This window comes from Pseudomonas sp. H1_D04, assembly GCF_054683855.1.
In genome coordinates this window covers 4,918,652-4,942,918 of the sequence record NZ_CP162826.1, presented here as the reverse complement: position 1 = coordinate 4,942,918, position 24,267 = coordinate 4,918,652, and the positions used below count along the sequence as shown (strand labels likewise).

Annotated in this window: 17 protein-coding genes and 1 pseudogene; 16 read left to right on the top strand and 2 right to left on the bottom strand. The window is 61.0% G+C overall.

From position 1 onward, the window contains the following. Positions 1-39 precede the first annotated feature (39 nt). The 4 genes from AB4N82_RS22855 to AB4N82_RS22840 all read left to right on the top strand — a co-directional run bounded on the left by AB4N82_RS22855 (position 40) and on the right by AB4N82_RS22840 (position 3,888). Complete coding sequence (locus AB4N82_RS22855; protein ID WP_095184592.1) at positions 40-1,107, top strand: phosphotransferase family protein; 1,068 nt, start codon at positions 40-42, stop codon at positions 1,105-1,107. Positions 1,108-1,130: 23 nt separating this feature from the next. Further along, positions 1,131-1,898: an SDR family oxidoreductase gene (locus AB4N82_RS22850; RefSeq protein WP_032887191.1), complete on the top strand. Its 768-nt coding sequence runs from the start codon at positions 1,131-1,133 to the stop codon at positions 1,896-1,898. A 70-nt stretch (positions 1,899-1,968) separates the two neighbouring features. Beyond that, on the top strand, positions 1,969-3,402 hold the full coding sequence (gene pdxR / locus AB4N82_RS22845) for a MocR-like pyridoxine biosynthesis transcription factor PdxR (RefSeq protein ID WP_032887192.1): 1,434 nt from the start codon (positions 1,969-1,971) through the stop codon (positions 3,400-3,402). Between the two features lie 84 nt (positions 3,403-3,486). Further along, positions 3,487-3,888: a cupin domain-containing protein gene (locus AB4N82_RS22840; protein WP_122753039.1), complete on the top strand. Its 402-nt coding sequence runs from the start codon at positions 3,487-3,489 to the stop codon at positions 3,886-3,888. A gap of 151 nt (positions 3,889-4,039) precedes the next feature. On the opposite strand, the gene AB4N82_RS22835 is transcribed toward AB4N82_RS22840, so the two are convergent. After that, positions 4,040-4,669 carry a DNA-3-methyladenine glycosylase I gene (locus tag AB4N82_RS22835; RefSeq protein WP_122753040.1) on the bottom strand — a complete coding sequence of 210 codons (630 nt, stop codon included), beginning with the start codon at positions 4,667-4,669 and terminating at the stop codon, positions 4,040-4,042. Between the two features lie 217 nt (positions 4,670-4,886). On the opposite strand from AB4N82_RS22835, the gene AB4N82_RS22830 reads away from it, so the two are divergent. From AB4N82_RS22830 to AB4N82_RS22820, 3 genes are all read left to right on the top strand, one after another. Then, positions 4,887-6,212, top strand: a complete 1,326-nt coding sequence (locus AB4N82_RS22830) for a C4-dicarboxylate transporter DctA (RefSeq protein ID WP_177326439.1) — start codon at positions 4,887-4,889, stop codon at positions 6,210-6,212. A gap of 147 nt (positions 6,213-6,359) precedes the next feature. Next, positions 6,360-7,061, top strand: a complete 702-nt coding sequence (locus AB4N82_RS22825; protein WP_095184588.1) for a FadR/GntR family transcriptional regulator — start codon at positions 6,360-6,362, stop codon at positions 7,059-7,061. A gap of 16 nt (positions 7,062-7,077) precedes the next feature. Continuing rightward, positions 7,078-7,764, top strand: coding sequence for a GntR family transcriptional regulator (locus AB4N82_RS22820; RefSeq protein ID WP_032887200.1), 687 nt, complete (start codon positions 7,078-7,080; stop codon positions 7,762-7,764). A gap of 196 nt (positions 7,765-7,960) precedes the next feature. On the opposite strand, the gene AB4N82_RS22815 is transcribed toward AB4N82_RS22820, so the two are convergent. Further along, the gene (locus AB4N82_RS22815; protein WP_122765400.1) at positions 7,961-12,829 is read right to left on the bottom strand and encodes an NAD-glutamate dehydrogenase; all 4,869 of its coding nucleotides are present in this window, start codon (positions 12,827-12,829) and stop codon (positions 7,961-7,963) included. Between the two features lie 501 nt (positions 12,830-13,330). Between AB4N82_RS22815 and AB4N82_RS22810 the strand changes: the two genes are divergently transcribed. From AB4N82_RS22810 to AB4N82_RS22770, 9 genes and pseudogenes are all read left to right on the top strand, one after another. Then, complete coding sequence (locus AB4N82_RS22810; RefSeq protein WP_122765401.1) at positions 13,331-13,684, top strand: hypothetical protein; 354 nt, start codon at positions 13,331-13,333, stop codon at positions 13,682-13,684. A gap of 137 nt (positions 13,685-13,821) precedes the next feature. After that, complete coding sequence (locus tag AB4N82_RS22805; RefSeq protein WP_122765402.1) at positions 13,822-16,395, top strand: S8 family peptidase; 2,574 nt, start codon at positions 13,822-13,824, stop codon at positions 16,393-16,395. A 186-nt stretch (positions 16,396-16,581) separates the two neighbouring features. After that, positions 16,582-17,541, top strand: a complete 960-nt coding sequence (locus tag AB4N82_RS22800; protein WP_017739127.1) for an AAA family ATPase — start codon at positions 16,582-16,584, stop codon at positions 17,539-17,541. A 5-nt stretch (positions 17,542-17,546) separates the two neighbouring features. Beyond that, positions 17,547-18,479, top strand: a complete 933-nt coding sequence (locus AB4N82_RS22795) for a DUF58 domain-containing protein (RefSeq protein WP_032887206.1) — start codon at positions 17,547-17,549, stop codon at positions 18,477-18,479. Continuing rightward, entirely contained in the window at positions 18,476-18,970 is a 495-nt protein-coding gene (locus tag AB4N82_RS22790; protein WP_032887208.1) for a DUF4381 domain-containing protein, read from the top strand. Before AB4N82_RS22795 ends, AB4N82_RS22790 begins: the two co-directional genes overlap by 4 nt. Next, on the top strand, positions 18,963-20,051 hold the full coding sequence (locus AB4N82_RS22785) for a vWA domain-containing protein (protein ID WP_122765403.1): 1,089 nt from the start codon (positions 18,963-18,965) through the stop codon (positions 20,049-20,051). Before AB4N82_RS22790 ends, AB4N82_RS22785 begins: the two co-directional genes overlap by 8 nt. Next, a complete protein-coding gene (locus AB4N82_RS22780; protein ID WP_032887211.1) occupies positions 20,048-21,787 on the top strand; it encodes a tetratricopeptide repeat protein in 1,740 nt (579 codons plus the stop codon). Before AB4N82_RS22785 ends, AB4N82_RS22780 begins: the two co-directional genes overlap by 4 nt. Continuing rightward, a pseudogene (locus AB4N82_RS22775) lies at positions 21,784-23,423 on the top strand (BatD family protein). Before AB4N82_RS22780 ends, AB4N82_RS22775 begins: the two are co-directional and overlap by 4 nt. 181 nt (positions 23,424-23,604) lie before the next feature. Then, positions 23,605-24,141: a hypothetical protein gene (locus tag AB4N82_RS22770; RefSeq protein WP_032887214.1), complete on the top strand. Its 537-nt coding sequence runs from the start codon at positions 23,605-23,607 to the stop codon at positions 24,139-24,141. Positions 24,142-24,267 lie beyond the last annotated feature (126 nt).

The window sequence follows — 24,267 nt, the reverse complement described above, 5'->3', positions numbered from 1 at the left end:
AATAGTCCAAGGCCTTTAGAATAAGCAGAAGGGATAAGCATGGCGCTGAACGACCAATCGACCCAGATTCGCCCAGGCGAAGAACTTGATGCTGGCCTGATCGATCCCTATCTCAAGGCCCATATCCCGGGCCTGAGCGGCACGCCTGCGATCAGCCAGTTCCCCGGCGGCGCGTCCAACCTGACTTACCTGTTGGAATACCCTGGGCAGGAATTCGTCCTGCGCCGCCCGCCCTTCGGTCACAAGGCCAAGTCAGCCCATGACATGGGCCGTGAATTCCGCATTCTCAATCAGCTAAAAGATGGCTTCCCGTATTGCCCCAAAGCCTATGTGCATTGCACCGATGAGTCGGTGATCGGCGCTGAGTTCTACGTGATGGAACGCGTCAAGGGCATCATCCTGCGCTCCGACCTGCCGCCTGAGCTGGGGTTGGATGCAACCAAGACCGAAGCACTGTGCAAAAGCTTTATCGACAAGTTCGTCGAGCTGCACCAAGTCGACTACACCGCCTGCGGACTGGCCGACCTGGGCAAACCCGAAGGCTATGTGGCACGCCAGATTCGCGGCTGGAGCGACCGCTACGAAAAGGCCCTGACCCCCGATGCGCCCAAATGGGAGGCAGTGCGGGCCTGGCTCAACGACAAGATGCCGGCCGACCACCCGACATCAAGCATCGTGCATAACGACTACCGCTTCGACAACGTGATCCTCGACCCACACAACCCGATGCAGATCATCGGCGTACTGGACTGGGAGCTCACTACACTCGGCGATCCGCTGATGGACTTGGGCAACACCCTCGCCTACTGGATAGAGGCCGCCGACCCCGCGCCGGTGCAACTGATGCGCCGCCAGCCGAGCAATGCGCCCGGGATGCTCACCCGCCGCGAGTTCGTCGACTACTACGCCGAACGGTCGGGCATCCAGATCGATAATTTCGACTTCTACTACACCTACGGCCTGTTCCGCCTGGCCGGCATCGTGCAGCAGATCTACTACCGTTTCTTCCATGGCCAGACCCAGGACAAACGCTTTGCTCAGTTCATTCACATGAACTCACTGCTGGAGCAAATGAGCCTGAAGGTAATCGCTAAATCAGCCCTCTGATCGCACAAAAACAAGGAACCCCCATGTCCAAGACTCATCTGTTCGACCTCGACGGCAAAATTGCGTTTGTCTCCGGCGCCAGCCGTGGCATCGGTGAGGCCATCGCCAAGTTGCTGGCTCAGCAAGGCGCCCATGTGATCGTCTCCAGCCGCAAGCTAGAAGGCTGCCAGCATGTGGCCGACGCAATCATCGCCGACGGCGGCAAGGCCACTGCGGTTGCCTGCCATATTGGTGAAATGGAGCAGATTAGCCAGGTGTTCGCCGGCATTCGCGAGCAGTTCGGCCGCCTGGATATTCTGGTCAACAACGCAGCCACCAACCCGCAGTTCTGCAACGTGCTGGACACCGATCTGGGCGCGTTCCAGAAGACCGTTGACGTGAACATTCGCGGCTACTTCTTCATGTCGGTGGAAGCCGGCAAGCTGATGCGCGAAAACGGCGGCGGCAGCATCATCAACGTGGCCTCGATCAACGGCATCTCGCCGGGTGTCTTCCAAGGCATCTACTCGGTGACCAAGGCCGCGGTGATCAACATGACCAAAGTGTTCGCCAAGGAATGCGCTGAATTCGGCATCCGTTGCAACGCCCTGCTGCCGGGCCTGACGGACACCAAGTTCGCCTCGGCGCTGGTGAAGAACGATGCGATCCTGAAAATGGCCCTGGCGCAGATCCCGCTCAAGCGTGTGGCCGACCCAAGCGAGATGGCCGGCGCGGTGCTGTTTCTGGCGAGTGACGCGTCCAGCTACACCACCGGTGTGTCGCTGAATGTAGACGGTGGTTTCCTCTCCTGACTTCGCCCGGGTTTCTACAGATCGATTTACGCGTAACCTTGGCGTAGATCGATTTGTCTCAGAGTGAAACATGGAACTGCACATCGTCATCAAAGGCCGCAAGGACCTGGCAGCCCAGCTTTATCAGCAATTGCGCGAGGCCATTGCGTCCGGGCGTCTCGCTGCAGGCGCGCAACTGCCGCCCAGCCGCCTGCTGGCCGAGCAGTTGGGCGTATCGCGCAAGACCGTGTCCGATACCTACGCCACGTTGACCTATGAAGGCTTGCTGGTGGGAAAGATTGGTCGTGGCACCTTCGTTAACGCTTGGGCACCCCCTGCGGATCGCCTGCAAACTGCCACCGACCTGGCCTGCGCCAACAACCTGGCTAAATGGCAGGCGCTGCCCTCGCCGATGCGCCACCCCACACGCGACAACCTCCTGCGCTACGAATTTCTCGGCGGCGCCACTAGCCGCAATCAGTTCCCACAAGACGAATGGCGACGCTGCACCCAGGACGCGCTGCGCCGCATTGCCCAGAACAGCGGCTTCTACAGCCAACCCGAAGGCTTGCCGGCACTGCGCAGTGCCATCGCTGGGCATATCGCCTTTTCCCGAGGCGTCAAATGCCGCGATGACGACATCGTGGTCACCAATGGCGCGCAACAGGGGCTGGACCTGCTGGCCCGCGTGGTGCTGGAACCAGGCAGCATCGTCGCCATGGAAGACCCTGGCTACAGCCCCGCACGCCAGTTGTTCCAGGCGATGGGCGCCCGGGTCGCCAGTGTGCCGGTGGATGACCAAGGCATTCAGGTGGATCAGATCCCCGACGGCACCCGCTTGATCTATGTGACCCCCTCCCACCAGTTCCCCCTCGGCATGCCCATGAGCCTGGCGCGCCGTGAAGCCTTGCTGGTCCGCGCCTTCGACTTGGGGGCGATCATCATCGAGGACGACTACGACAGTGAATTCCGCTACGAAGGCCGCCCCACCGATTCCCTGCAAAGCATGGACACCCGCGGCGTAGTCACTTACGTCGGCACCTTCTCCAAAACCCTGCTGCCCGAACTGCGCCTGGGCTATCTGGTGCTGCCGCCGGCGATCCACGGCGCGGTACTCAAGGCCAAGCAATTGACCGACCAGCACAGCTCCACCTTGCCGCAATGGGCGCTGGCCAAGTTCATCAGCGAAGGCTACCTGCTCAAACACATCCGCCGCTGCCACTCCGTATATGCCGGGCGTCGTGAGCGCATCCTGCAACGACTGGCCGGGGATTTGTCGCCGTGGTTCGAAGCCGTGCCCACCGTGGCGGGGTTTCATATGGCGGCGCTGTGCAAGGTGCCGGTGAGCATTCCGTTGCTGATGACATTGGCACGTGAGGCCGAAGTGGGTTTATACCCGCTTGATGTGTTCTTCCACGACGCACCGGTGCGCCCTGGGCTGATTATTGGATTCGGCGCCATCGAAACCCTGGATATAGACCCGGCGCTGGACAAGGTGCGCGACATTCTCAAACAGATTGGCTAGGGGCTTTTCCGGCGGATTGGTCATTGGTCGGCCAGGTTCTGCGGCGTAGGGTGGACAGGTCTCGAACTACTCGGAAACCCGAACATGAAACGCCTGCTCGCCACCACCCTGATGCTCGCCTCACTCAGCGCCTTTGCCCACGAACCGGTGTACAACCAAGAGTCGATCAAGGTGCTGCAGGAGCACGCCCTGACCAACGTGCCCGGCAAGAAAACCATCATGCTCACCGTTGATTACGCCCCCGGCCAGGCCACCGTTCCCCATAGCCATACGGGGACGGCGGTGGCCTATGTGCTGGAGGGCGCGATCACTTCGCGGGTCAATGATGAGAAAGCGATAACCTACAAGGTCGGCGAATCGTTCTACGAGCCCGCGGGTTCGCGGCACTTTGAATCCAGCAATGCCAGCCAGACCCAGCCGGCGAAGTTGCTGGTGGTGATGGTGTTGGATGACAAGGCCGAGGTGCTGACCCCTCTTCCAAAATGATCAGCTAAGACATCTATCAGAAGTATGGGCGGGCGCTAAATGTGGGAGGGGGCTTGCTCCCGATAGCAGTGCGTCACGACACCCATTTGGCTGAACTAGCGCTATCGGGAGCAAGCCCCCTCCCACAGTTTTGACCGCGTTGAGTCAGGGACTAGGGGCGTTTGAATAGGCAGCGCAGTTCTTCGATTCTTGACCGGCACGCACAGCCCTCAAGGTGATCATTGACCATCCCCATCGCCTGCATCAGCGCATACATCGTGGTCGGACCTACAAAGGTCCAGCCACGTTTTTTAAGGGCCTTGGACAGTCGCACCGAGGCCGGTGAGGTGGGGTTGCCCGTCCAGTAAGCCAGGTCCACCACCGCCGGGCGCTCTTCATCACCCGGCTCGAACGCCCACAACCACCGCGCCAGCGATCCGGTTTCATCCACCAGCTCACAGGCCCTGCGCGCGTTGTTGATGGTGGACACGATCTTGGCCCGATTACGCACAATCCCCGGATCCTGCATCAGCCGCTCTATATCAGCCTCGCCGTACTGCGCCACCCGACGAAAATCAAAGCCCTCGAATGCCGCACGAAACTGCTCGCGCTTGCGCAAAATGGTGATCCACGCCATCCCCGCCTGAAAGCCTTCCAGGCAAATTTTCTCGTACAGCTGGACATCGTCCGCCACCGGCACACCCCATTCATGGTCGTGGTAACGCGGATATTCCGGCGCCGAGGTGCGCCAGCTGCAATGAACGTGGCCCGCTGCGTCAGTGGTCAATCCTGGAGTGTCCATCCATCACCTCATAAGCCGAGCGGCGGATGATAGACGAAAATTTTTCCAGCCCGCCAACCGCTCAAGCATCGCCCTCAGCGACCAACTGGTCAGACCGGGACTTGTCAATCAACCAATAATGACTTGTGATTTCGAAAAAACCCGGCGTAGACTGGCCCCGCACTGGACTTACCGGTATGACCACAACAATTAAGCCCTGGAACCACCAGGGCACCGAATAGAGATCCCTCCCATGCTCAGATGGTGCTCGCGTTCGATTTTCCTGCAAGTCGTAATTGGCCTGATGCTTGGCATCATCTGCGGCCTGGCCCTTCCCGAATTCTCCTCGCAACTCAAACCCCTGGGTGACGGCTTTATCAAGCTGATCAAAATGCTGATTGGCCTGATCGTGTTCTGCGTCGTGGTCAGTGGCATTTCCGGCGCCGGCGACTTGAAGAAAGTCGGACGAATCGGCCTCAAGTCGGTGATCTACTTTGAAATCCTCACCACCATCGCCCTGGTGATCGGCCTGGTCATGGCCTTCAGCACCGGTATCGGCCAAGGTGCCAATATCCACCTGGAGCAGCTCTCCTCCGCCGGCCTCAATGAACTGGCCGACAAGGGCCAGCACATCAAGGGCACCAGCCAGTTCCTGATGGACCTGATCCCCAACTCGGTGATCGGCGCCTTTGCCGACAACAACGTGCTGCAAGTGCTGCTGTTCTCGGTGCTGTTTGGCAGCGCGCTGAACCTGGTGGGCGAAGCGGCCTCAGGCATCACACGGCTGATCAATGAACTTAGCCACGTGATCTTCCGCATCATGGGCATGATCGTGCGCCTGGCGCCAATCGGTGTGTTCGGCGCGATTGCCTTCACCACCAGCACTTACGGCCTGGACTCCCTGCAACACCTGGGCAGCCTGGTTGGCCTGTTCTACCTGACCTGCTTTGCCTTCGTCGGACTGATCCTGGGCCTGGTAATGCGCCTGTCGGGCCTGCGCATGCTGCCGTTGCTTAAGTACCTGCGCGAAGAACTGCTGATCGTGATGGGGACCGCCTCCTCCGATGCCGTGCTGCCGCAGGTCATGCGCAAACTCGAACACCTGGGCATTGGTAGCTCCACCGTGGGCCTGGTGATTCCAACGGGGTATTCGTTCAACCTCGACGGTTTCTCGATCTACCTGACCCTGGCCATCGTGTTTATCGCCAACGCCACCGGCACGCCGCTGTCGATGACTGACTTGCTGACCATCCTGCTCGTGTCGTTGATCACCTCCAAAGGCGCCCACGGGATTCCCGGCTCTGCGCTGGTAATTCTGGCGGCAACGCTGACAGCAATCCCGGCGATTCCGGTAGTGGGCCTGGTGCTGGTATTGGCGGTGGATTGGTTCATGGGCATCGGCCGCGCACTGACTAACCTGATCGGCAACTGCGTCGCCACCGTGGCCATCGCACGCTGGGAAAAAGACATCGATATCCAGCGCGCCAACAAGGTGTTGGACGGCCAGCAAGGGTATGCCTTCCAGGCCAAGAAACCGGTGCTGCCGGCCCACCAGGAATTCTAACGCTGTCTCATGGGCAACACTGGCTAATGTGGGAGGGGCTTGCCCCCGATGAGGACGGTCAGTTGATAGATCTGCAACTGATCCACCGCCATCAAGGGCAAGCCCCCTCCCACATGACTGTATTAGCAACATTAAGGAAGTATCGACGTGATCAGCACCTCAACGGTCGTCAATTCAGTCGTAGAAAAACTCCGCGCCGCCCTGGCGCGAGGTCAGTGGCGCCGGGGCGAAATGTTGCCCGGCCAGCGCGAACTGGCCGAACAGATGGGCATCAGCCGCCCCAGCCTGCGCGAAGCGGTGATCGTGCTGGAAACCCTCGGCCTGGTGCGCTCCATGCCCGGCAAAGGCGTGGTCGTGCTCGAAACCAGCGTCAGTGAGCCCCAATCCAGCGACGCAGTGGCCGACGCCAGTCTCGAAGACCTCCTGCAACTGCGCTACACCCTCGAACCCTTCATCGTCGGCCTTGTGGCCCAGTCCATCAGCAGCAAGGAAGTCGGCCAATTGCGCTTGACCCTAATGGACATGCGCGAGGCGCTCGACGCTGGTGACGCCGAAGCAGGCATGAACGCCTACATCGGCTTTCACGAAGAACTCTTTGCGCTCACGTCCAACCCGATTTTCCAGAACGTGGTGCAACAGACCAGCAACGCCCTCAAGCAAAGCGCCCAGGTTCTGCGCAACTCTCCTGAACACCTGGCCGAACGCCTGCAGGAAAACGACGCGGTGGTGCGTGCCATCCGCAACAAGAACAGCGCCCTGGCCAGCGCAGAAATGCGCAAGCACATCCTCCAGGAAGGCCTGCGCATGGGCATTCGCTTGAACATCCCGGACGACCATCTGGGCAGCTGACTTTTTGGAGACGACCATGACCGCCCACGCCCTGCACCGCGAGCCCTTCCTCCCCGCCCTGCGCCTGGTAGCCGGTAAAAAGCCAACGGTGGATGACATCTACCCACGGCTGTTCGACGCGATCCTCGAACAACGCATCGCCCCGGCCAGCCGCTTTACAGAAGAAAGCCTGGGTGAAACCTTTGGCGTGAGCCGCAGTGTGATTCGCCGCGTATTGGCCAAGCTGTCTCATCAGCAAGTGATCATCCTGCGTCCCAACCAGCGCGCTCAAGTAGCGGCACCGGACGCACAGCAGACGCGGCAGATCCTCGAAGCACGGCGCATGACCGAAATCACCGTGGTGCAACTGGCGTGTGCCCAGGCCACGGCGACGCAGATACGCCAACTGCGCGAGTTGATTGCTCGCGAACGCGAGTGCATTGAACGCGACCAGCGTGGGCCGGCGATTCGCTTGTCGGGGGAGTTTCACCTGCAACTGGCGGTGATGGCGGGGAATGGTCCGTTGGCGCAGTTCCTCAACAGCCTGGTGCCGTTGACGTCGTTGATCATTGCCCAATTCGAAGCAAAAGCCTGCACGTATTGCGCGTGGCAGGAGCATGTGGCGATTGTGGATGCGGTGGAGCAACGCGACTCAAGCACCGCAGTGACCCTGATGACCCAACACCTGGATCACCTGGAAGCCAAGTTGCTGAAACACCATTAATCTCCAGATAAAACGAGATCAAAATGTGGGAGGGGGCTTGCCCCCGATAGCGGTGGGCCAGTCATAAAGAGGCTGGCTGACACTCTGCTATCGGGGGCAAGCCCCCTCCCACAGTTTTTGGGGTGTTTGATAAAGGGCATTCCAACAAAAAGCCCCTGCATCTCACAATGCAGGGGCTTTTGTTTCAGGCGCTAAATCAAGCCGGTTGCAGCACCGACGGCCCACTCAAGGCCAAGTCCAGCAACTCACGGTTGGCGACCGCATACATGGCGTAGTCCGTACCGACCGCAGCACGAATCTCCACCATCATGGCCACCCAACGATCCGCCATGTCCTTGTGCTGCTCAAGCCACAGGGCCACGCGGGCTTCCATGTCTTGTGGCGCGTCGGCCATTTGCAGGACAGAAATGGTAATCGCCCGTTGCTGCCAGTCCACGTCGTCGCGGAACGCTTCGCGAGCCGCAGCCTGCCAGTTGTTGGCCACTGGCAGATCGCTGATCTGCTGCAGGTACCATGGCAAGTCCAGAGCGCTACCTACGGCGAAGTAGGCCTTGGCCACTTCGGCGGCGTCATGCCCGGTTACGTCAGCGGCTTCGATGATTGGCAGCAGGGTGTACAGGTGAGTAGTGCCTGCAACCATACGCGCCAACAACTCCGGCACGCCCGCTTCGGTGTAAGCCTGATAGCGTTTCTGCCAGCCTTCGCGGGTCGGTCCTTCCAGCAGTTCGTCGAGCTTGAGGCCCAGTGCGGCCAGGTGCGGACCGAAGTGCGCGGTGTCACGCCCAGCGTCCTGCTCGTTGCGACGGCTGCGTAGGAACCAACGCGTAGCGCGACGGCCCAGGCGCATCAGCTCATCCATCAACTGCAACTGCACGTCAGCGGAGACCTGGTGGTCCAGGGCTTCGATCTGGCGGAACCAGTGCGGGAGGTGGAAGATGTCGCGCACGATCACATAAGCGCCGGCCACGTTCGCCGGGCTCATGCCGGTCGACTCTTTGAGTCGTTGAACGAAGGTGATGCCCATGTGGTTAACCAGGTCGTTGGCGATCTGGGTGCTGACGATCTCACGCTTCAGGCGGTGACGACGCATGGCCTCGCCGAACTTGGCGACCAGGCTCGGTGGGAACGCGGTCTCCATGTCACGGGTCAGGTACTCGTCATCCGGCACCAGGGACTTGAGCAATGCTTCCTTGAGGTCGATCTTGCTGTACGAGATCAGCACCGACAGTTCCGGACGGGTCAAGCCCTTGCCGTTGGCGGCGCGCTCGGCGAGCTGCTCCTCGGTCGGCAGGTACTCGATGGCGCGGTCCAGCTTGCCACGGCCTTCCAGGTCGCTCATCAAGCGTTTGTACTCGGCTGCTCGCTCGTAAGCCTTGCGGGCAGCCAGGGACAGGGCCTGGGTTTGCTTATAGTTGTTGCCCAACACCAGGTTGCCGACTTCGTCGGTCATGCTCGCCAGCAACTGGTTGCGTTGCTTGTCGGTCATGTCACCGGCCTGCACCACTTCGTTGAGCAGGATTTTGATGTTCACTTCGTGGTCGGAGCAGTCCACACCACCGGCGTTGTCGATGAAGTCGGTGTTGGAACCGCCGCCATTGAGGCCGAATTCCACACGACCCAGCTGGGTCATGCCGAGGTTACCGCCCTCGCCCACCACCTTGCAGCGCAGTTCGTTGCCGTTGACGCGCAGCGCGTCGTTGGCCTTGTCGCCGACATCGGCGTGGCTTTCGGTGCTGGCCTTGACGTACGTACCGATACCGCCGTTCCACAACAGGTCCACCGGCGCCTTGAGCAAGGCGTTCAGCAGTTCGGTCGGGGTCAGCTTGTCGGCCGAGATGTCGAAGCGTTCTTTCATCTGCGGCGAGATGGCAATGCTCTTCGCGCTGCGCGAGAAGATACCGCCGCCTTCGGACATGATGCTGGTGTCGTAGTCGGTCCAGGCCGAACGCGGCAGCTCGAACATGCGCTGACGCTCGACGAAGCTGGTCGCCGGGTTCGGGTTTGGATCGATGAAGATGTGCAGGTGGTTGAAGGCTGCGACCAGTTGCAGCTTGTCGGACATCAACAGGCCGTTACCGAACACGTCACCGGCCATATCGCCGACGCCCACCACGGTGATGCTGTCTTCCTGCACGTTGATGCCGCGCTCACGGAAATGACGCTGCACACCGACCCACGCGCCCTTGGCGGTGATGCCCATTTTCTTGTGGTCGTAACCGGCGGAACCACCGGATGCGAACGCATCACCCAGCCAGAAGCCGTAGTCGATGGCGATGCCGTTGGCGATGTCGGAGAAGGTCGCGGTGCCCTTGTCCGCTGCGACGACGAGGTACGGGTCATCGTCGTCATGACGCACGACGTTGGCCGGCGGCACCAGGGCGCCGTCCTTGAGGTTGTCGGTAATGTCCAACAGGCCCGAAATGAAGATGCGGTAGCAGGCAATACCCTCGGCCGCGATTTCATCCCGCGTGCCGCCCAGTGGCAAGCGACGCGGCAGGAAGCCGCCCTTGGCGCCCACCGGTACGATCACCGAGTTCTTCACTTGCTGGGCTTTTACCAGGCCGAGCACTTCGGTGCGGAAGTCTTCTTCACGGTCGGACCAGCGCAGGCCGCCGCGAGCGACGTTACCAAAGCGCAGGTGCACGCCTTCGACCCGTGGCGAGTACACGAAGATTTCAAACTTCGGCACCGGCTTAGGCAGCTCGGGAATGGCGCGCGGGTCGAACTTGAAGCTGAAGTACGACTTGTTCTGGCCGTTGGCGTCGGTCTGGTAGAAGTTGGTACGCAGGGTGGCCTTGATCAGGTCCAGGTAGCGACGCAGGATGCGGTCTTCGTTGAGTACCTGAACGTCGTCCAGGGCCGTGAGGATCGCTTGCTCCAACCGTTGCTGCTTGTCTTCAAGGTCATCGGCGGTGAGCTTGCGCGCCAGGTAGAAGCGGGTTTTGAACAACCGGGTCAACTCGCGGGCGATGTCGGTGTGGTTGTTCAGGGTGCTGGCGATGTAACCCAAGTCGAAGCCCAGGCGGATCTGCTTGAGGTAACGGGCGTAGGCACGCAGCAGCGCGACGTCGCGCCATGGCAGGCCGGCGGTCAATACCAGACGGTTGAACGCATCGTTCTCGGCATCGCCGTGGACGATGTGCACGAACGCATCTTGCAGGGTGTCGTTGAGCTGCTGGATATCCAGGTTCACGCCTTCGGCGGCGATGAACGCAAAATCATGGATCCAGAACTCACGGCCATTGGCGTGGCGCAGTCGGTAAGGGAATTCACCCAAAACGCGCAGGCCGAGGTTTTCCAGGATTGGCAGTACGTCGGACAGCGCCAGCGGAGTGTCGGCGTGGTAGAGCTTGCAATGCAGCTCGCGTTGGCCGGAGACCTGGCCCAGTGGCTGATAGAAGCTCATCACCAGCGGGTTGGCTTCGGTCAGGCTGTTGAGGTGCTGCATGTCGACGACGGCTGAATGCGCGGCAAAACGCTCGCGGTAGCCGGCCGGGAAGCCTTTCGGGAAGTCCGCCAGCACATTGGTGCCCTGGGCTTCGCCGAAGCTTTCCACCACCAGGCTGGAGTAGTCGTCCTGCCAGCTGCGGCAGGCCTGCACCACTTCTTTTTCCAGTTGCAGCGGGTCGATGTCGAGGCGGTTCTTGGGGTCTACCCGCAGAATCAACTGGACACGGGCCAGTACGGACTCGGAAAAGAAGGTCCAGAACTCGCAGTCCGAGGCTTTCAGGCGATCCATCAGCACTTGCTGGATCTTCTGGCGCACTTCGGTGGAATAGATGTCGCGCGGCACATAGGCCAGGCAGTAGCAGAAACGACCGTACGGGTCTTTGCGCAGGAACACACGGATCTTGTTGCGTTCCTGAATCTGCACAATCGACATCACAGTGCTGAACAGCTCGTCGACCGGGGTCTGGAACAGGTCGTCACGGGGCAGTACTTCAACGACCTGGGCAAGCTCCTTGCCCAAGTGCGCCTTGGCCTGGAAGCCCGAACGGCGTTCGATTTCGGCCACTTTGCGACGAATGTACGGAATGACTCGCACGCTTTCGCCATACACCGACGAGGTGTACAAGCCCATGAAGCGATGTTCCTTGATGACCTTGCCGTCGGCATCGATCTCGCGGATCGACACGTAGTCCGGGTAGGCCGGGCGGTGAACACGGCTTGGGTGCGCAGCCTTGGCGAACGACAGCACGGTCGGTTCACGCAGGTAAGACACAGCGTAGTCTTCGATGCGCAGGTCATCGGCGGTGAGGCCAGCACGCAGCAGCTTGGTCAGACCGAGGAAGGAACTGGCGTCATATTGAATATGACCACCGTCCGCCTCGTCACGTACCACGAATTCTTCATAGCCCAGGAAGGTGAAGTGGTTGCCCACCAGCCACTCCAGGAAGTTCTTGATCTCGGCTTTTTCTTCGCCATCGATGCCGAACTGGCTGGCGTCGATACCGGCCAGCAGGTCCTGGACCTTGGCTTTCATCGGTTCAAAATCGGCCACGGCCACGCGCACTTCACCCAGAACCAGCTCAAGCTCTTTGCTCAGCACGTTCAGTTCGGCGGCGTTGGCGCAGCGGTCGATTTCCAGGTACATCAGCGATTCTTGCTGGATGTCGTCGCCCTGCGTGCCTTTCGGCAGGATTTCCAGCAACTCGCCTTTGCTGCCACGACGCACACTCAGCACGGTGGTTTGCAGGGTGTGAATGCTGTAGCCGCGACGGTTCAGCTCGGTACGCACCGAGTCCACCAGGAACGGCAGGTCATGGTGCAGCACTTCGACCGCGGTATGGGTCGACTGCCAGCCATGACGTTCGTAATCGGGGTTGTAGACCCGCACTTGTGGCTGGGTATGATCAAAGCGCTCAAGCAGGCGCCAGGCAGACAGGGTGCAACCGGCCAGGTCGGAAAGGCGACGCTGGGTCAGTTCGTCCAGGGAAATGATGCCGAAGAATTGTTCAGCGAACAGCGCCACTTGTGGCAGTGCCTGTTCGCTGATGTGCTGCGCCAGTGCCGCTTGCAGTTGATGCTGGAAGTCGGCCTTGCTGGCTGCGGTGAAGAACGCCATCTGTGGTACTCCGCTTGGGCTTGTTATTGATGGAAGCGTCGCGTGTTATCCCCTTGCGGGGAGACCGTCAGCTCTGTTCGCCGGTAACTAAAGCACCATAGACGAATCAGGATGACAGGAGGGTGAAGCTGGACAAGACAATGAGGTCACATACAACTTCCATAAGATGCGCACCTTGCCGGGTGACGGTACGACGGGCAGGTCAGACGCCTGGCAGGCTGTGGAACGAGAGCTGCATCCGTTGCGCAGCTTAACGACTGAGGGAAGCGCGCTGCTTGCGAAGCTGCGACATATTCGGTCATCGGTAAGCAGGCTCGCGGTTGCAACTTGGGCAACCCGTGATTTCGGGTGAAAAAACCGCCTGATTGTTCGGGGGTGAGTGTCGAAAATGACTGATTCTCCATGCCAGGTCATGCCCTGAGTCTGACACAGGAAGAAGCACAAAATTCGCGGCAATGGCACAATTGCCCACGCGATGCCCTCCCCCAGACAGGATTCCCCATGCTGAAAATCAAAACCGACGCCCTGATGGCCACACCGTGCGACGACGAAGAAGACAACATGGCCATGCTCTGCTGCCACGGCAAGAACGGCGAAATGTTCATGTTGACCCGCTACCCCGATGAAGACGAAGTGGAACTCACCTGGGACTACGGGCCTTCAACCCTCGATGGCCTGAAAATCACCCTGAGCGACACGACCCTGACCGTGGAACTGGCCGCCGGCGATGCCGACGCCCTCGGTGGCAAGGATAAATTGGAGATCAGCCACGCCACAGCAGTGGCAGATATGGCAGAAGTGGAAGCAACCCTGCAGAACATCCTCAAGGGCACTGGCACCTACGTTCGCGCCTGAAACCGGGGCCTTCAACCCCATGCGCAGTCAAGATCGAGGGCCTTGACCGTTTGTCGTGACTGTTATTTCTAACAGTATCCCGCCTTCGGTTTTGCGCCTTAGCTGATTGAAATCACGGTGACTGCACAGGTGCTCCGATGAAATCCATCAGCAAGCTTCTCGCCATCGTCCTTTTGGGCGCGGCTTCCTCGGCGTTGTCGGCAGCGCCTGCCAACGCTGGTTATTCACATCTGGTCCTGCTGCTCAAGGACGATGGCTCGACGTCGAGGCATTTCCAGGACACCTACGACCCGTCCAGTACCTTCCAGACCCATGTACCCAACATCAAGGCGCTGGTGCCGCCTTCCAAGACGCGTACGCTGGAGGGATTTCAGGCCTTGCAGCGGCATCGGCTGGACCGCTATTACATTATCGACACCCAGCACCTGACACCTGACCAGGCCCAGGCACTGGCTGCGAAGCTCAAGCAGGACCCGGCGATTGAAGACGTCGACTTCGAGCCGCAGGTCGATGGAATGGAAAACGATAACGGCACGCCGGCGATGGAAAGCCTGCGTAATGACATTCCGGACCACACTGCTCGCCAAGGCTATCTGTATGACAGGACTGCGCTAGCGCCCTACAGAATAGGCGGTGTAAATGCTACGCAAGCCTGGAAAATTCCTGGCGGCAAGGGCGAAAACATGCGAGTAGTTTCTTCGGAAATCAGTCATTGGTCCTACAACCATCTGGACTTGCCTAAGCCTTTTCTGGAAATCAGCCAGGGTGCCGTCGTTGGCGCCCATGACACGGCCAGCGTCGGCACCATCGCCTCCAGGGAAAATGGATTCGGAACCACCGGCATCGTCCCCGAGACGCAGTTGGGCTACACCCAATATGGCGACTCACGACTGCTGCAACTGGCCGAGCGCTCCCGTCCAGGCGACGTCGTACAGTTAGGCGTGCACTTCAAATATGCGACATTGCCCGGCGTAGGCTGCGCAGCCGATTGCTTCATGCCCCTTGAGTACAGCAAGGCCGTCCGTGACATCATCACCTTCATGACAGAGGAAAAAGGTTTGCACGTGGTATTGGCGGCGGCGAACGGCAACATCAATCTTGATCACCCCTACTTCAACGGCTGGTTCGATCGCAACATATTCGACTCCGGCAGTGTCTATGCCGGCGCCGTCGAGCCGAAGACCGGATTGAGGTCGTATTTCTCTCAATACGGCAGCCGGGTGGACGTGTTCAGCTGGGGCGGTTCCGTGACCACGACCACGTGGAGTGCTTCCAACCCCACCACCGGCTATAGCCACACGTACAGCGGCACCTCGTCAGCCAACCCGATCATTGCCGGGGTGATGGCGTCGTTACAAGGCGTGGCGCGAGCCAACGGGCTGGGCAACATCCCGCCCAAGGAACTGCGCAGAATCCTCGTCGAAACCGGCTACCCACAGGCCAACGGCAATCGCACCGAGATCGGCGTGCAGCCCGACCTGGATTTAGCGATTAAGAAACTGCTCGCCGACGGCGCAGGCCAGCCGCCCACCGGCCGCCTGGCCCTGCCCGAAGAGGTTAAGTCGGGTGCGGCATTCACCGGGCAGGTCTACGCCGAATCACCCACTAACAAACCGCTGACGTATCGCTGGACTGCCACGGGTTTCACGCCCGCGACCGGTGAGGGGCCGACCATTGCACTGGCGGCACCCGTGATGCCCGTCGACACCCGCACGTCTATATCAGTGCTGGTGTCCGATGGCACACGCAGCATCACGCTGGTCGAAAACCTCACGATCAAAGCCACCGAAACGCCACCGGTCGGTGACTGCGTCGCCGCGTGGGTCGCCACCAAGGCGTACTCCAATGTCAGCGAAAAAGTCTCCTACAGCGGTTACAACTATCAGGTCGCGCACTGGTCCCAGGGCGCACGCCCGGACCTGAATTTTGTTGAAACCGGCGCCGCCAAACCCTGGCGTCGCCTGGGCACCTGTGGTGGCGAATCACCCGTTGTCGCCAGGATCACCGCGCCATCCACGGTTGAAGCCGGCAAGCAGCTGCAAGTGTCGGGCGTTTCGTCCACCGGCCGGGACCTGCGCTATGCATGGACCGCATCGGGCTTTACCCCGTCAACGTCGACGCAGCCGACCGCTACGCTCGTCGCGCCAAACACGGACGGTACGCGCAGCATCACATTGACCGTCACCGACGCACGCGGCGCCAGCGCCAGTGCCAGCCACACTGTCAAAGTGAACGCCAGCGCCCCCGTCAACCGGCCGCCGGTGGGCAGCCTGCTGGGCGATGAGACGGTCGAATCGGGCAAAACCGCGAATTTCACCGCCAACACCAGCGACCCGGATGGCGACCCCATGACGTACGCTTGGACGCTCCCAACCGTCCTCACCGCCACCGCCCTCAATACCCGCACCATCAGCGTGACGGCCCGCCCGGTCAGCAGCGACACCCGCGCGACCATCAGCGTGGCGGTCAGTGACGGGCGCGGAGGTACGCTAAGGCTGGACCGGCCGATCACCGTCAAAGCAGCATCGGACTCCGATGACTGCAGAAACACCCCGGCGTGGTCGCCGACCAAGACCTACCAGACCGCCTGGGAGAAAGTCTTGTACAAAGACAAGGTCTACGAACATAACTTCTATAGCCAGAACAAGCCGCCAGACCTTTACTCCGCACAATGGGGCAAAGAATGGAAAATCGGGGTGCCATGCCCTTGAAGCATCCGGGGTGAGCGGACAAGCCCGCTCACCCCATTCCTGCTTCCTAAACAAAATTCCTACAAGTTTTCCTGAAAATACCCCGCGCGCCGTTAGTCGCCACCCCCCGCCATGCATTAAAGTAGTCGCCCCAGCCCGACGTTTGCTGCATGACGTAGAGGCTCATCTCTCCAGGAACCGTCATCGATGGAACATCGTGAAGCGCTGCTCGCGCTGCGAACCTTTCTTTCTACGCAGATTCTCGGCCAGGAAAAACTCATTGATCGCCTGCTGATCGCCCTGCTCGCCGACGGCCATATGCTGGTCGAAGGCGCGCCAGGCTTGGCCAAGACCAAGGCCATCAAAGAGCTGGCCGAAGGCATCGAAGCGCAGTTCCATCGTATCCAGTTCACCCCAGACCTGCTGCCCGCCGACATCACCGGCACCGAGATCTATCGCCCGGAAACCGGTAGCTTCGTATTCCAGCAAGGGCCTATCTTCCACAATCTGGTCCTGGCCGACGAAATCAACCGGGCCCCGGCCAAAGTGCAATCGGCTTTGCTCGAAGCCATGGCTGAGCGCCAAGTCAGCGTAGGACGCAGCACCTACGAGCTGTCGCCGCTGTTTTTGGTGATGGCCACGCAAAACCCCATCGAGCAGGAAGGCACCTACCCGCTGCCCGAAGCCCAGCTCGATCGTTTCCTGATGCACGTCAAGATCGGCTTCCCGGACGCCGCCGTGGAGCGGCGCATCCTGCAACAAGCCCGTGGCGAAGCCCTCAATGGTGAAACCAAGCCCGAACGCCGCGTCAGCCAGCAGGCGATTTTTGCCGCGCGCAAAGAAATACTCGGCCTATACATGGCCGATGCGGTGGAGGAATACCTGGTGCAATTGGTCATGGCCACACGCACCCCGGCCAAGTTCGACCCAGAGATGGCCGAGTGGATCGCCTACGGCGCCAGCCCCCGCGGTTCCATCGCCCTCGACCGCTGCGCCCGCGCCCATGCCTGGCTGGCCGGACGGGACTTCGTGAGCCCGGAAGATATCCAGGCGGTGTTGTTCGACGTACTGCGCCATCGCATCATCCTGTCGTTCGAGGCCGAAGCGGCTGGCATCGACCAGGACCGTGTGGTGCAACGCATCCTCGACGTCGTTGCCGTCGCTTGAACTCGATGAATGCCAGCGATGGAATCCGCGTCACGCTCAGCGAGTTGATTGAGATGCGCCACCGCGTGCGCGAAGTGCAGCTGTTTTCCACGCCGAGCCAGCGCAGCCCGCTGATCGGCTTGCATCACTCCAAACTGCGCGGGCGCGGAGTCGACTTCGACCAGGTGCGCGTATACCAGGCTGGCGACGATGTGCGCACCATCGATTGGCGCGTGACTGCCCGCACCCAGGAACCACACACCAAACTGTTCCACGAAGAGCGCGAGCGACCGATTTTTATCATGGTCGAGCAAAGCTGCCGGCTGTTTTTCGGCTCGGGCCAGATGTTCAAATCCGTGCTCGCGGCCCAGGCGGCGAGCCTGATCGGCTGGGCCGCGCTGGGGCATAACGACCGGGTCGGCGGGCTAGTGTTTGGAGACAATGAGCACTACGAAATCAAACCCCGGCGCAGCAAACAAAGCCTATTGCAACTGCTTAACCGCCTAGTGCGCGTCAACCAGAGCCTGGACACCGAAAGCCGCCCCGAAGCCGATGCCTTGGGCATGGCCCTGCGCCGTGGCCGCGAAGTGCTGCGCCCTGGCAGCCTGGTGATTGTGATCTGCGATGAACGCGCCCTCACTGAGGGCGCCGAGCAACAGTTGAGCCTACTGTCACGCCATTGCGACCTGCTGCTGTTGCCGATTTCCGACCCGCTGGACCACGCCCTGCCCGCCGCGGGGCTGCTGCGTTTTGCGCAAAGAGGGGCGCAACTGGAACTGGACACGCTGAATTACGACTTGCGCCAGGCCTACAAGGCCCAAGCTGAAGCACGCATCGCCCGTTGGGAACTGCTCGCTCAAAAACTGCGAATACTGCTGATGCCCTTGAGCACCCAGAGCGAAATGGTCGAGCAACTGCGCGAATACCTCAACCCGCAACGCCCGGCCAAAAAACAATGAGCAGCCTTGACCAACTGCAACCGCTGATCGCCCCGCCAAGCATCGGCTTCTGGCCGCCTGCACCGGGTTGGTGGCTGTTGCTGCTGGTGATCCCGTTGCTGGGTTGGGGGCTTTGGTCCTTGCGCCGCTTCCTCCCTGCGCGACGCCCAGTGGCACGCGCCGAACAACCCTTGGACCCGCTGCGCATCGCCGCACTGGCAGAACTGGCCCTCATGCCCAAACCCTATGACGGCGCGCCCGCCGGTGCCTGGCTGCAACAACTCAATGGCCTGCTCAAGCGCCTGTGCCGCAACGACTACCCTTACAGCCAGAGCCACACCCTCAATGGGCGCAAATGGCTGGCGTTCCTCGACAACCGCTGCCCGGCTGCCGGCCTCACCCGCTGGATGGTACTGGTGGAAGGCGCCTATAAACCCGAATGCAAACTCGACGACAAGGCCATCGCCGGCCTGACCCAAGCCGTCGACACCTGGATTCGCAAACATGTTTGAGTTCGCGTGGCCGTGGATCTTCGTCCTGTTGCCGTTGCCTTGGTTGATGCGGCTTATCCTGCCTGTGGCCGACAGCGGCGAGCCGGCACTGAAAGTCAGCTACCTCAGTGATCTCGAAGGGCTGGCCAAGCGCCGCGCCCGCGTCAACTTGCCGGGCTGGCGCCAACAAGCCCCTTTTGTGGTGCTGTGGCTGCTGCTGTTGACCGCCGCCGCACGTCCTGAGTGGCTCGGCGAACCACTGCCGATTGCCGCCAGTGGTCGCGACCTGCTGGTGGCGGTCGACGTGTCCGGCTCCATGGATTTCCCCGATATGCATTGGCGGGACGAGGACGTGAGCCGCTTAACCCTGGTCAAGAACCTCCTCGGTGACTTCCTTGAGCATCGCGACGGCGACCGTGTCGGCCTGATCCTGTTCGGCAGCCAAGCCTACCTGCAAGCGCCGCTGACGTTTGACCGCCGCACCGTGCGCACCTGGCTGGATGAAGCGCGCATCGGCATCGCCGGCAAAAATACCGCCATTGGCGATGCCATTGGCCTGGCCCTCAAGCGCCTGCGCCAGCGCCCGGCGCAAAGCCGTGTGCTGATTCTGATCACGGACGGCGCCAACAACGCGGGTCAAATCGATCCACTGACCGCCGCGCGCCTGGCTGCCGAAGAAGGCGTGAAGATCTACCCGATCGGTATCGGCGCTGACCCTGAGCAAACCGGATCCCTGGGCATTCTCGGCGTCAACCCAAGCCTGGACCTCGACGAACCGGCGCTCAAGGCCATTGCCAACGCCACCGGCGGGCAATACTTTCGTGCCCGCGACGGCGAAGAACTGCAAACCATCAAGGAAACCCTCGACCAACTGGAGCCCGTCGAACAGCAACCAACCCAAGCGCGCCCGGCGCTGGCGTTGTACAGCGGCCCGCTGGCCCTGGCGCTGCTCCTGAGCATGTTGCTGGTGATCCAGGAACGCTGGCCGAACAACGCCATGCAACGCTGGTTCAGCAAATTGTCGAGCAAGGGGATCTTCCTGCAACAAAGCCCTGAATGGCGCCAGCGCCTTAAACGCCTGCGTTTGCGGAGGCGTCGATGATCGACCTCTGGCCGCACTGGTTCCGCCCCTGGTGGCTGTTGCTGTTGCCGTTGCTCGGCTGGTTGCTGTGGCAACTGTGGCACCGCCAAAAACGCGCCGGGCGCTGGCAGATGATCCTGCCGCCGGCCTTCCACGCCGTGCTACTCAGCGGTGGCAACGGCCGCGAAAGTAAATCGCCGTGGGTGGTGCTCGGTATCGCCTGGCTGTTGGCCGTGCTGGCATTGCTTGGCCCGAGTTGGCAACGGGTTGAACAGACCAGTCAGAAGCCGTCCGACCCGTTGGTGGTACTGCTGGAACTGACCCCGGAAATGCTCGCCACCGACAGCCCGCCCAACCGCCTGGAACAGGCACGCCGCAAGCTGTATGACTTGTTGCAAGCGCGCACCGACGCGCAAACCGCCATCGTTGTGTATGCCGGCAGCGCACACACCCTGGTGCCACTCTCGGACGATCTGGGCACAAGCCGCAACCTGCTCGAAGCGTTGCGCCCCTCGATCATGCCCGAACCCGGTCACCGCGCCGACCTGGCAGTACAGAAAGCCCTCGACCTGCTCAAGCACAGCGGTCTCGGCCAAGGGCGCCTGCTGCTGATCGGTTCATCCCTGTCCAAGCAGGAGCGCCAAGGCATTCGCCTGCTGCTGCAAAGTAACCAGTCGCCACCCCTGTCGATCCTCGGCATCGGCAGCCGCGAAGGCACGCCGGTCACCCAGGAAAGCGGCGAATTTCTCAAGGACGAACACGGTGCGATTCTGGTACCACGCCTCGACAGCCCCACGCTCAAAGCCTTCGCCAGTGAAATGGGCGGGCGTTACCGTGCCGCACGCCTCGACGATAAAGACCTGCGCCAGCTCGGCGTACTCGACCCGCCGCAAGCCCTGCGCAATGACGGCCAGTTGCTGCACCTCGACACCTGGGCCGACCAGGGTTACTGGCTGCTCCTCCCGTTGCTGCTGCTCGCCGCTTGCGCCGGGCGCCGTGGCTGGTTGTTCTGCCTGCCCTTGCTGCTAATGGCAGCGCCGCAGCCGAGCTACGCCTTTGAACTCCAGGATTTGTGGCTGCGTCCCGACCAGCAAGGCCAATACCTGCTGAAGAAAAAACGCCCCGCCGAAGCCGCCGAACACTTTCAGGACGTGCAATGGCAAGGCGTTGCCCTGTACGAAGCTGGCAACTATGCCGAAGCCATCAAGCGGTTTGCCGAAGGCAATGACGCCTACGCTCACTACAATCGCGGTAACGCGCTGGCCAAATCCGGCGAACTGGAAGCGGCTATCGACGCCTACGAACAAGCCCTGGAAGCCCAACCTGACCTGCAACCGGCCCTGAAAAACAAGGCTCTGGTGGAATCCCTGATGCAGGAACAGGCAAAGCCCGAGCCAGAACAGCCGGCAAAAAACGAGGATGACGAATCCACCCAACCCGGCCAAACTGCGCAACCGGGCGCCAGCGGGCAGAATGCCACTGGCGGCGAGCAGTCGTCCCAGGGCCAAGGCGAAGCAGGCACCGGTGATACCCAGACTGGCGCCACACCGCAAACCGGCGGCAACGAAGTGCCGGGCAGCGAACTGGGCGACGAGCAAACCACCACCCCGCCGCTGCGCCCTAACGACGCAAGCCTCGACGGTGAACGTCGCCAAGCCCTGGAACAATGGCTGCAGGAGATCCCGGACAACCCCGGCGAACTGCTGCGACGCAAATTCTGGTACGAACAGCAACAACATCAGGACAAGACTCGATGAGCCGCCGCACCACCCTTCTGCTTCTGCTCGCGTTGACGGCAGGCCACGCCCAGGCGGCGAACCTGGTCGCCAGCGTCGACCGCAGCCGCCTCAATTCCGGGGAAACGGTGGAACTGACGGTGGAATCGAGTGACGTCACCCAATTCGGCAAGCCCGACCTTTCGCCCCTGGAAGCGCAGTTTGAAGTCAGCGGCACCCGCCAGCTCAACCAGCTCACCACCCTGGGCGGCGATAACCACGCCACCACGCGCTGGATCATTACCCTGCTGCCCAAGGAAAACGGCACGGTGGTGATCCCCCCTTGCAAGTGGGCGACTACACGACCCAACCCATCAGCCTGCAAGTGGTGGAAACCGCCAGCCAGAACAGCAATGCCGAATTGGCACCCGTCTTTATCGAAGCCAACCTCGACCAGACCAGCGTGTACGTGCAGGCCCAGGCGCTGCTGACCGTGCGTGTTTACCACTCGGTGTCGCTGTATGACGACAGCAGCCTCACGCCGTTGCAGATTCCGGATGCCCGCGTGGAGCAACTGGGCGAGTCGCGCACGTACGAAAAAGTCATCAACAGCATCCGCCATGGCGTGATCGAAACCCGCTATGCGATCTACCCACAGCACAGCGGCGCCCTGGAACTGCCGACGCAGACCTTCAGCGCCACGCTGGTGGAATCGCGCCCGCCTCAGGAAAACACCCTTCAGGGCACCAAGCCCGGCAAGCTGATCCACGTGAGCTCGGCGCCGCTGACGTTGCAGGTCAAACCCAAGCCCGAGTTGTATCCCGCCGACACGCCCTGGTTGCCGGCGCGCAGCCTGACGCTGACCGAGGCCTGGAACCCAGAACCTGAACATGTGCAAGTCGGCGACTCCTTGACCCGCAGCCTCACGGTCAAGGCCGAGGGCCTGTCCAGTGCCCAACTGCCAGCCTTGCCCAGCACCGACATCAATGGCCTGCGCCGCTATCCCGACCAACCGGTGCTCGGCAACCAGACCAGCGACCGTGGCCTGATCGGCAGCCGCGAAGACCGCGAAGCCCTGGTGCCCAACCGTGTTGGCCCGCTGGAACTGCCGTCCGTGGAAGTGGTGTGGTGGAACACCCACGAAGACCACCTCGAACGCACCAGCCTGCCCGCCCGCACGCTGCAAGTGGCCAACAACCCCAGCCTGGTGGTGGACACCCCCGCCACGCCGACCATCATCACCGCGCCGGACGACAGCCGTTTGTGGCTGTGGCAACTGAGTACGCTGATCCTAGCCTGCACCACGCTGCTGGGCTTCGGCCTGTGGTGGCGTGCGCGCAGGCAACCGGCGGTACTGCGCGCTGCACAAACCGGCCCGAGCCCGCGCACCTTGCTCGACGACCTCAAACGCGCGACCCAGGCCAACGACCCCCAGGCCACCCGCCAGGCGCTCGACGCCTGGGCCCGCCAACAGCCGGAAACCCTGGCCGACATGGCGGCGCGGTTTGTGCCGTTGTCGGATGCGTTGGATGGACTCAACGGCGCGCTGTACAGCGAGAGCGGCCAATACTGGCTGGGCGAAGACCTATGGCGCGCGATAAAAGCCATCCCAATCGCCGAACGCGAGCTGGACTCAACGACCGACACCACCAGCCTGCCGCCGCTCTATCCCAAGTAGGCCATTGCCCAGCAAAAAAAACTCGCGATTGAGAGCCCACACGCCAGTCAATTTCCTACACGGGAGTTGACGCTTTCTGAACCAGCAGATTAGTCCGATTCAGCAAATACCTCCCCGCCAGTCAAACTTCTGCAGCGGTCGGCAATACCTGCCGTACGCTTGAAATCAGAGGATTTATTGGATGGACTTTTACCGAGGTGACGACCGCAACCCAGCGGACAGCGTGATTCGTAAACAAGGGTTCACCGCAAAACCGCCTATCCCCACCATGAACGGCAACCAGGCACGTCTATATCTCGCTCAACAATTCATGAAAGGAAATATGCGCCTTTCATGCCATGACGTGGGCATGACGTGGCGCGAACAAACCCCTGGCGGGCTGGTGGCCACCGCTCAAACGCAGGAGGGCGCATTCGCGAAAAGCTATTTCTACAAGATTTCAATCCCCGACCGTGAGCTCATGGCGTGGGAACTGACCAACAAAGGCGATCGAGAACGACAGATACCGTTGTCGAACGTCGGAACCACCCGCAAATACTGCATCATTCACAACGGCAACACCTATGAGACGGCAACGATTATCGCGCTTTGTCATCCGGTACATACCCGGGAGGCCACCTTCCTGACGGCGATTCCCGCGCAATACATTGTAGGAACGCGAACAGGCAAGGATGTCCTGAATGAAAGTTTGCCGTTTTCCCCCTTCACTCCGGCGTAAGCCAGCCAGCAAGCTGCCCGCCCCCGCCAGACACCTCACTCAGTCGACAAAGTTGCGTCGTTGGCTGAGTAGGTTCACTGCTCTGTAAGGTAAACTCCCCTCCTTTTCACCGCCATTCTCTGTATA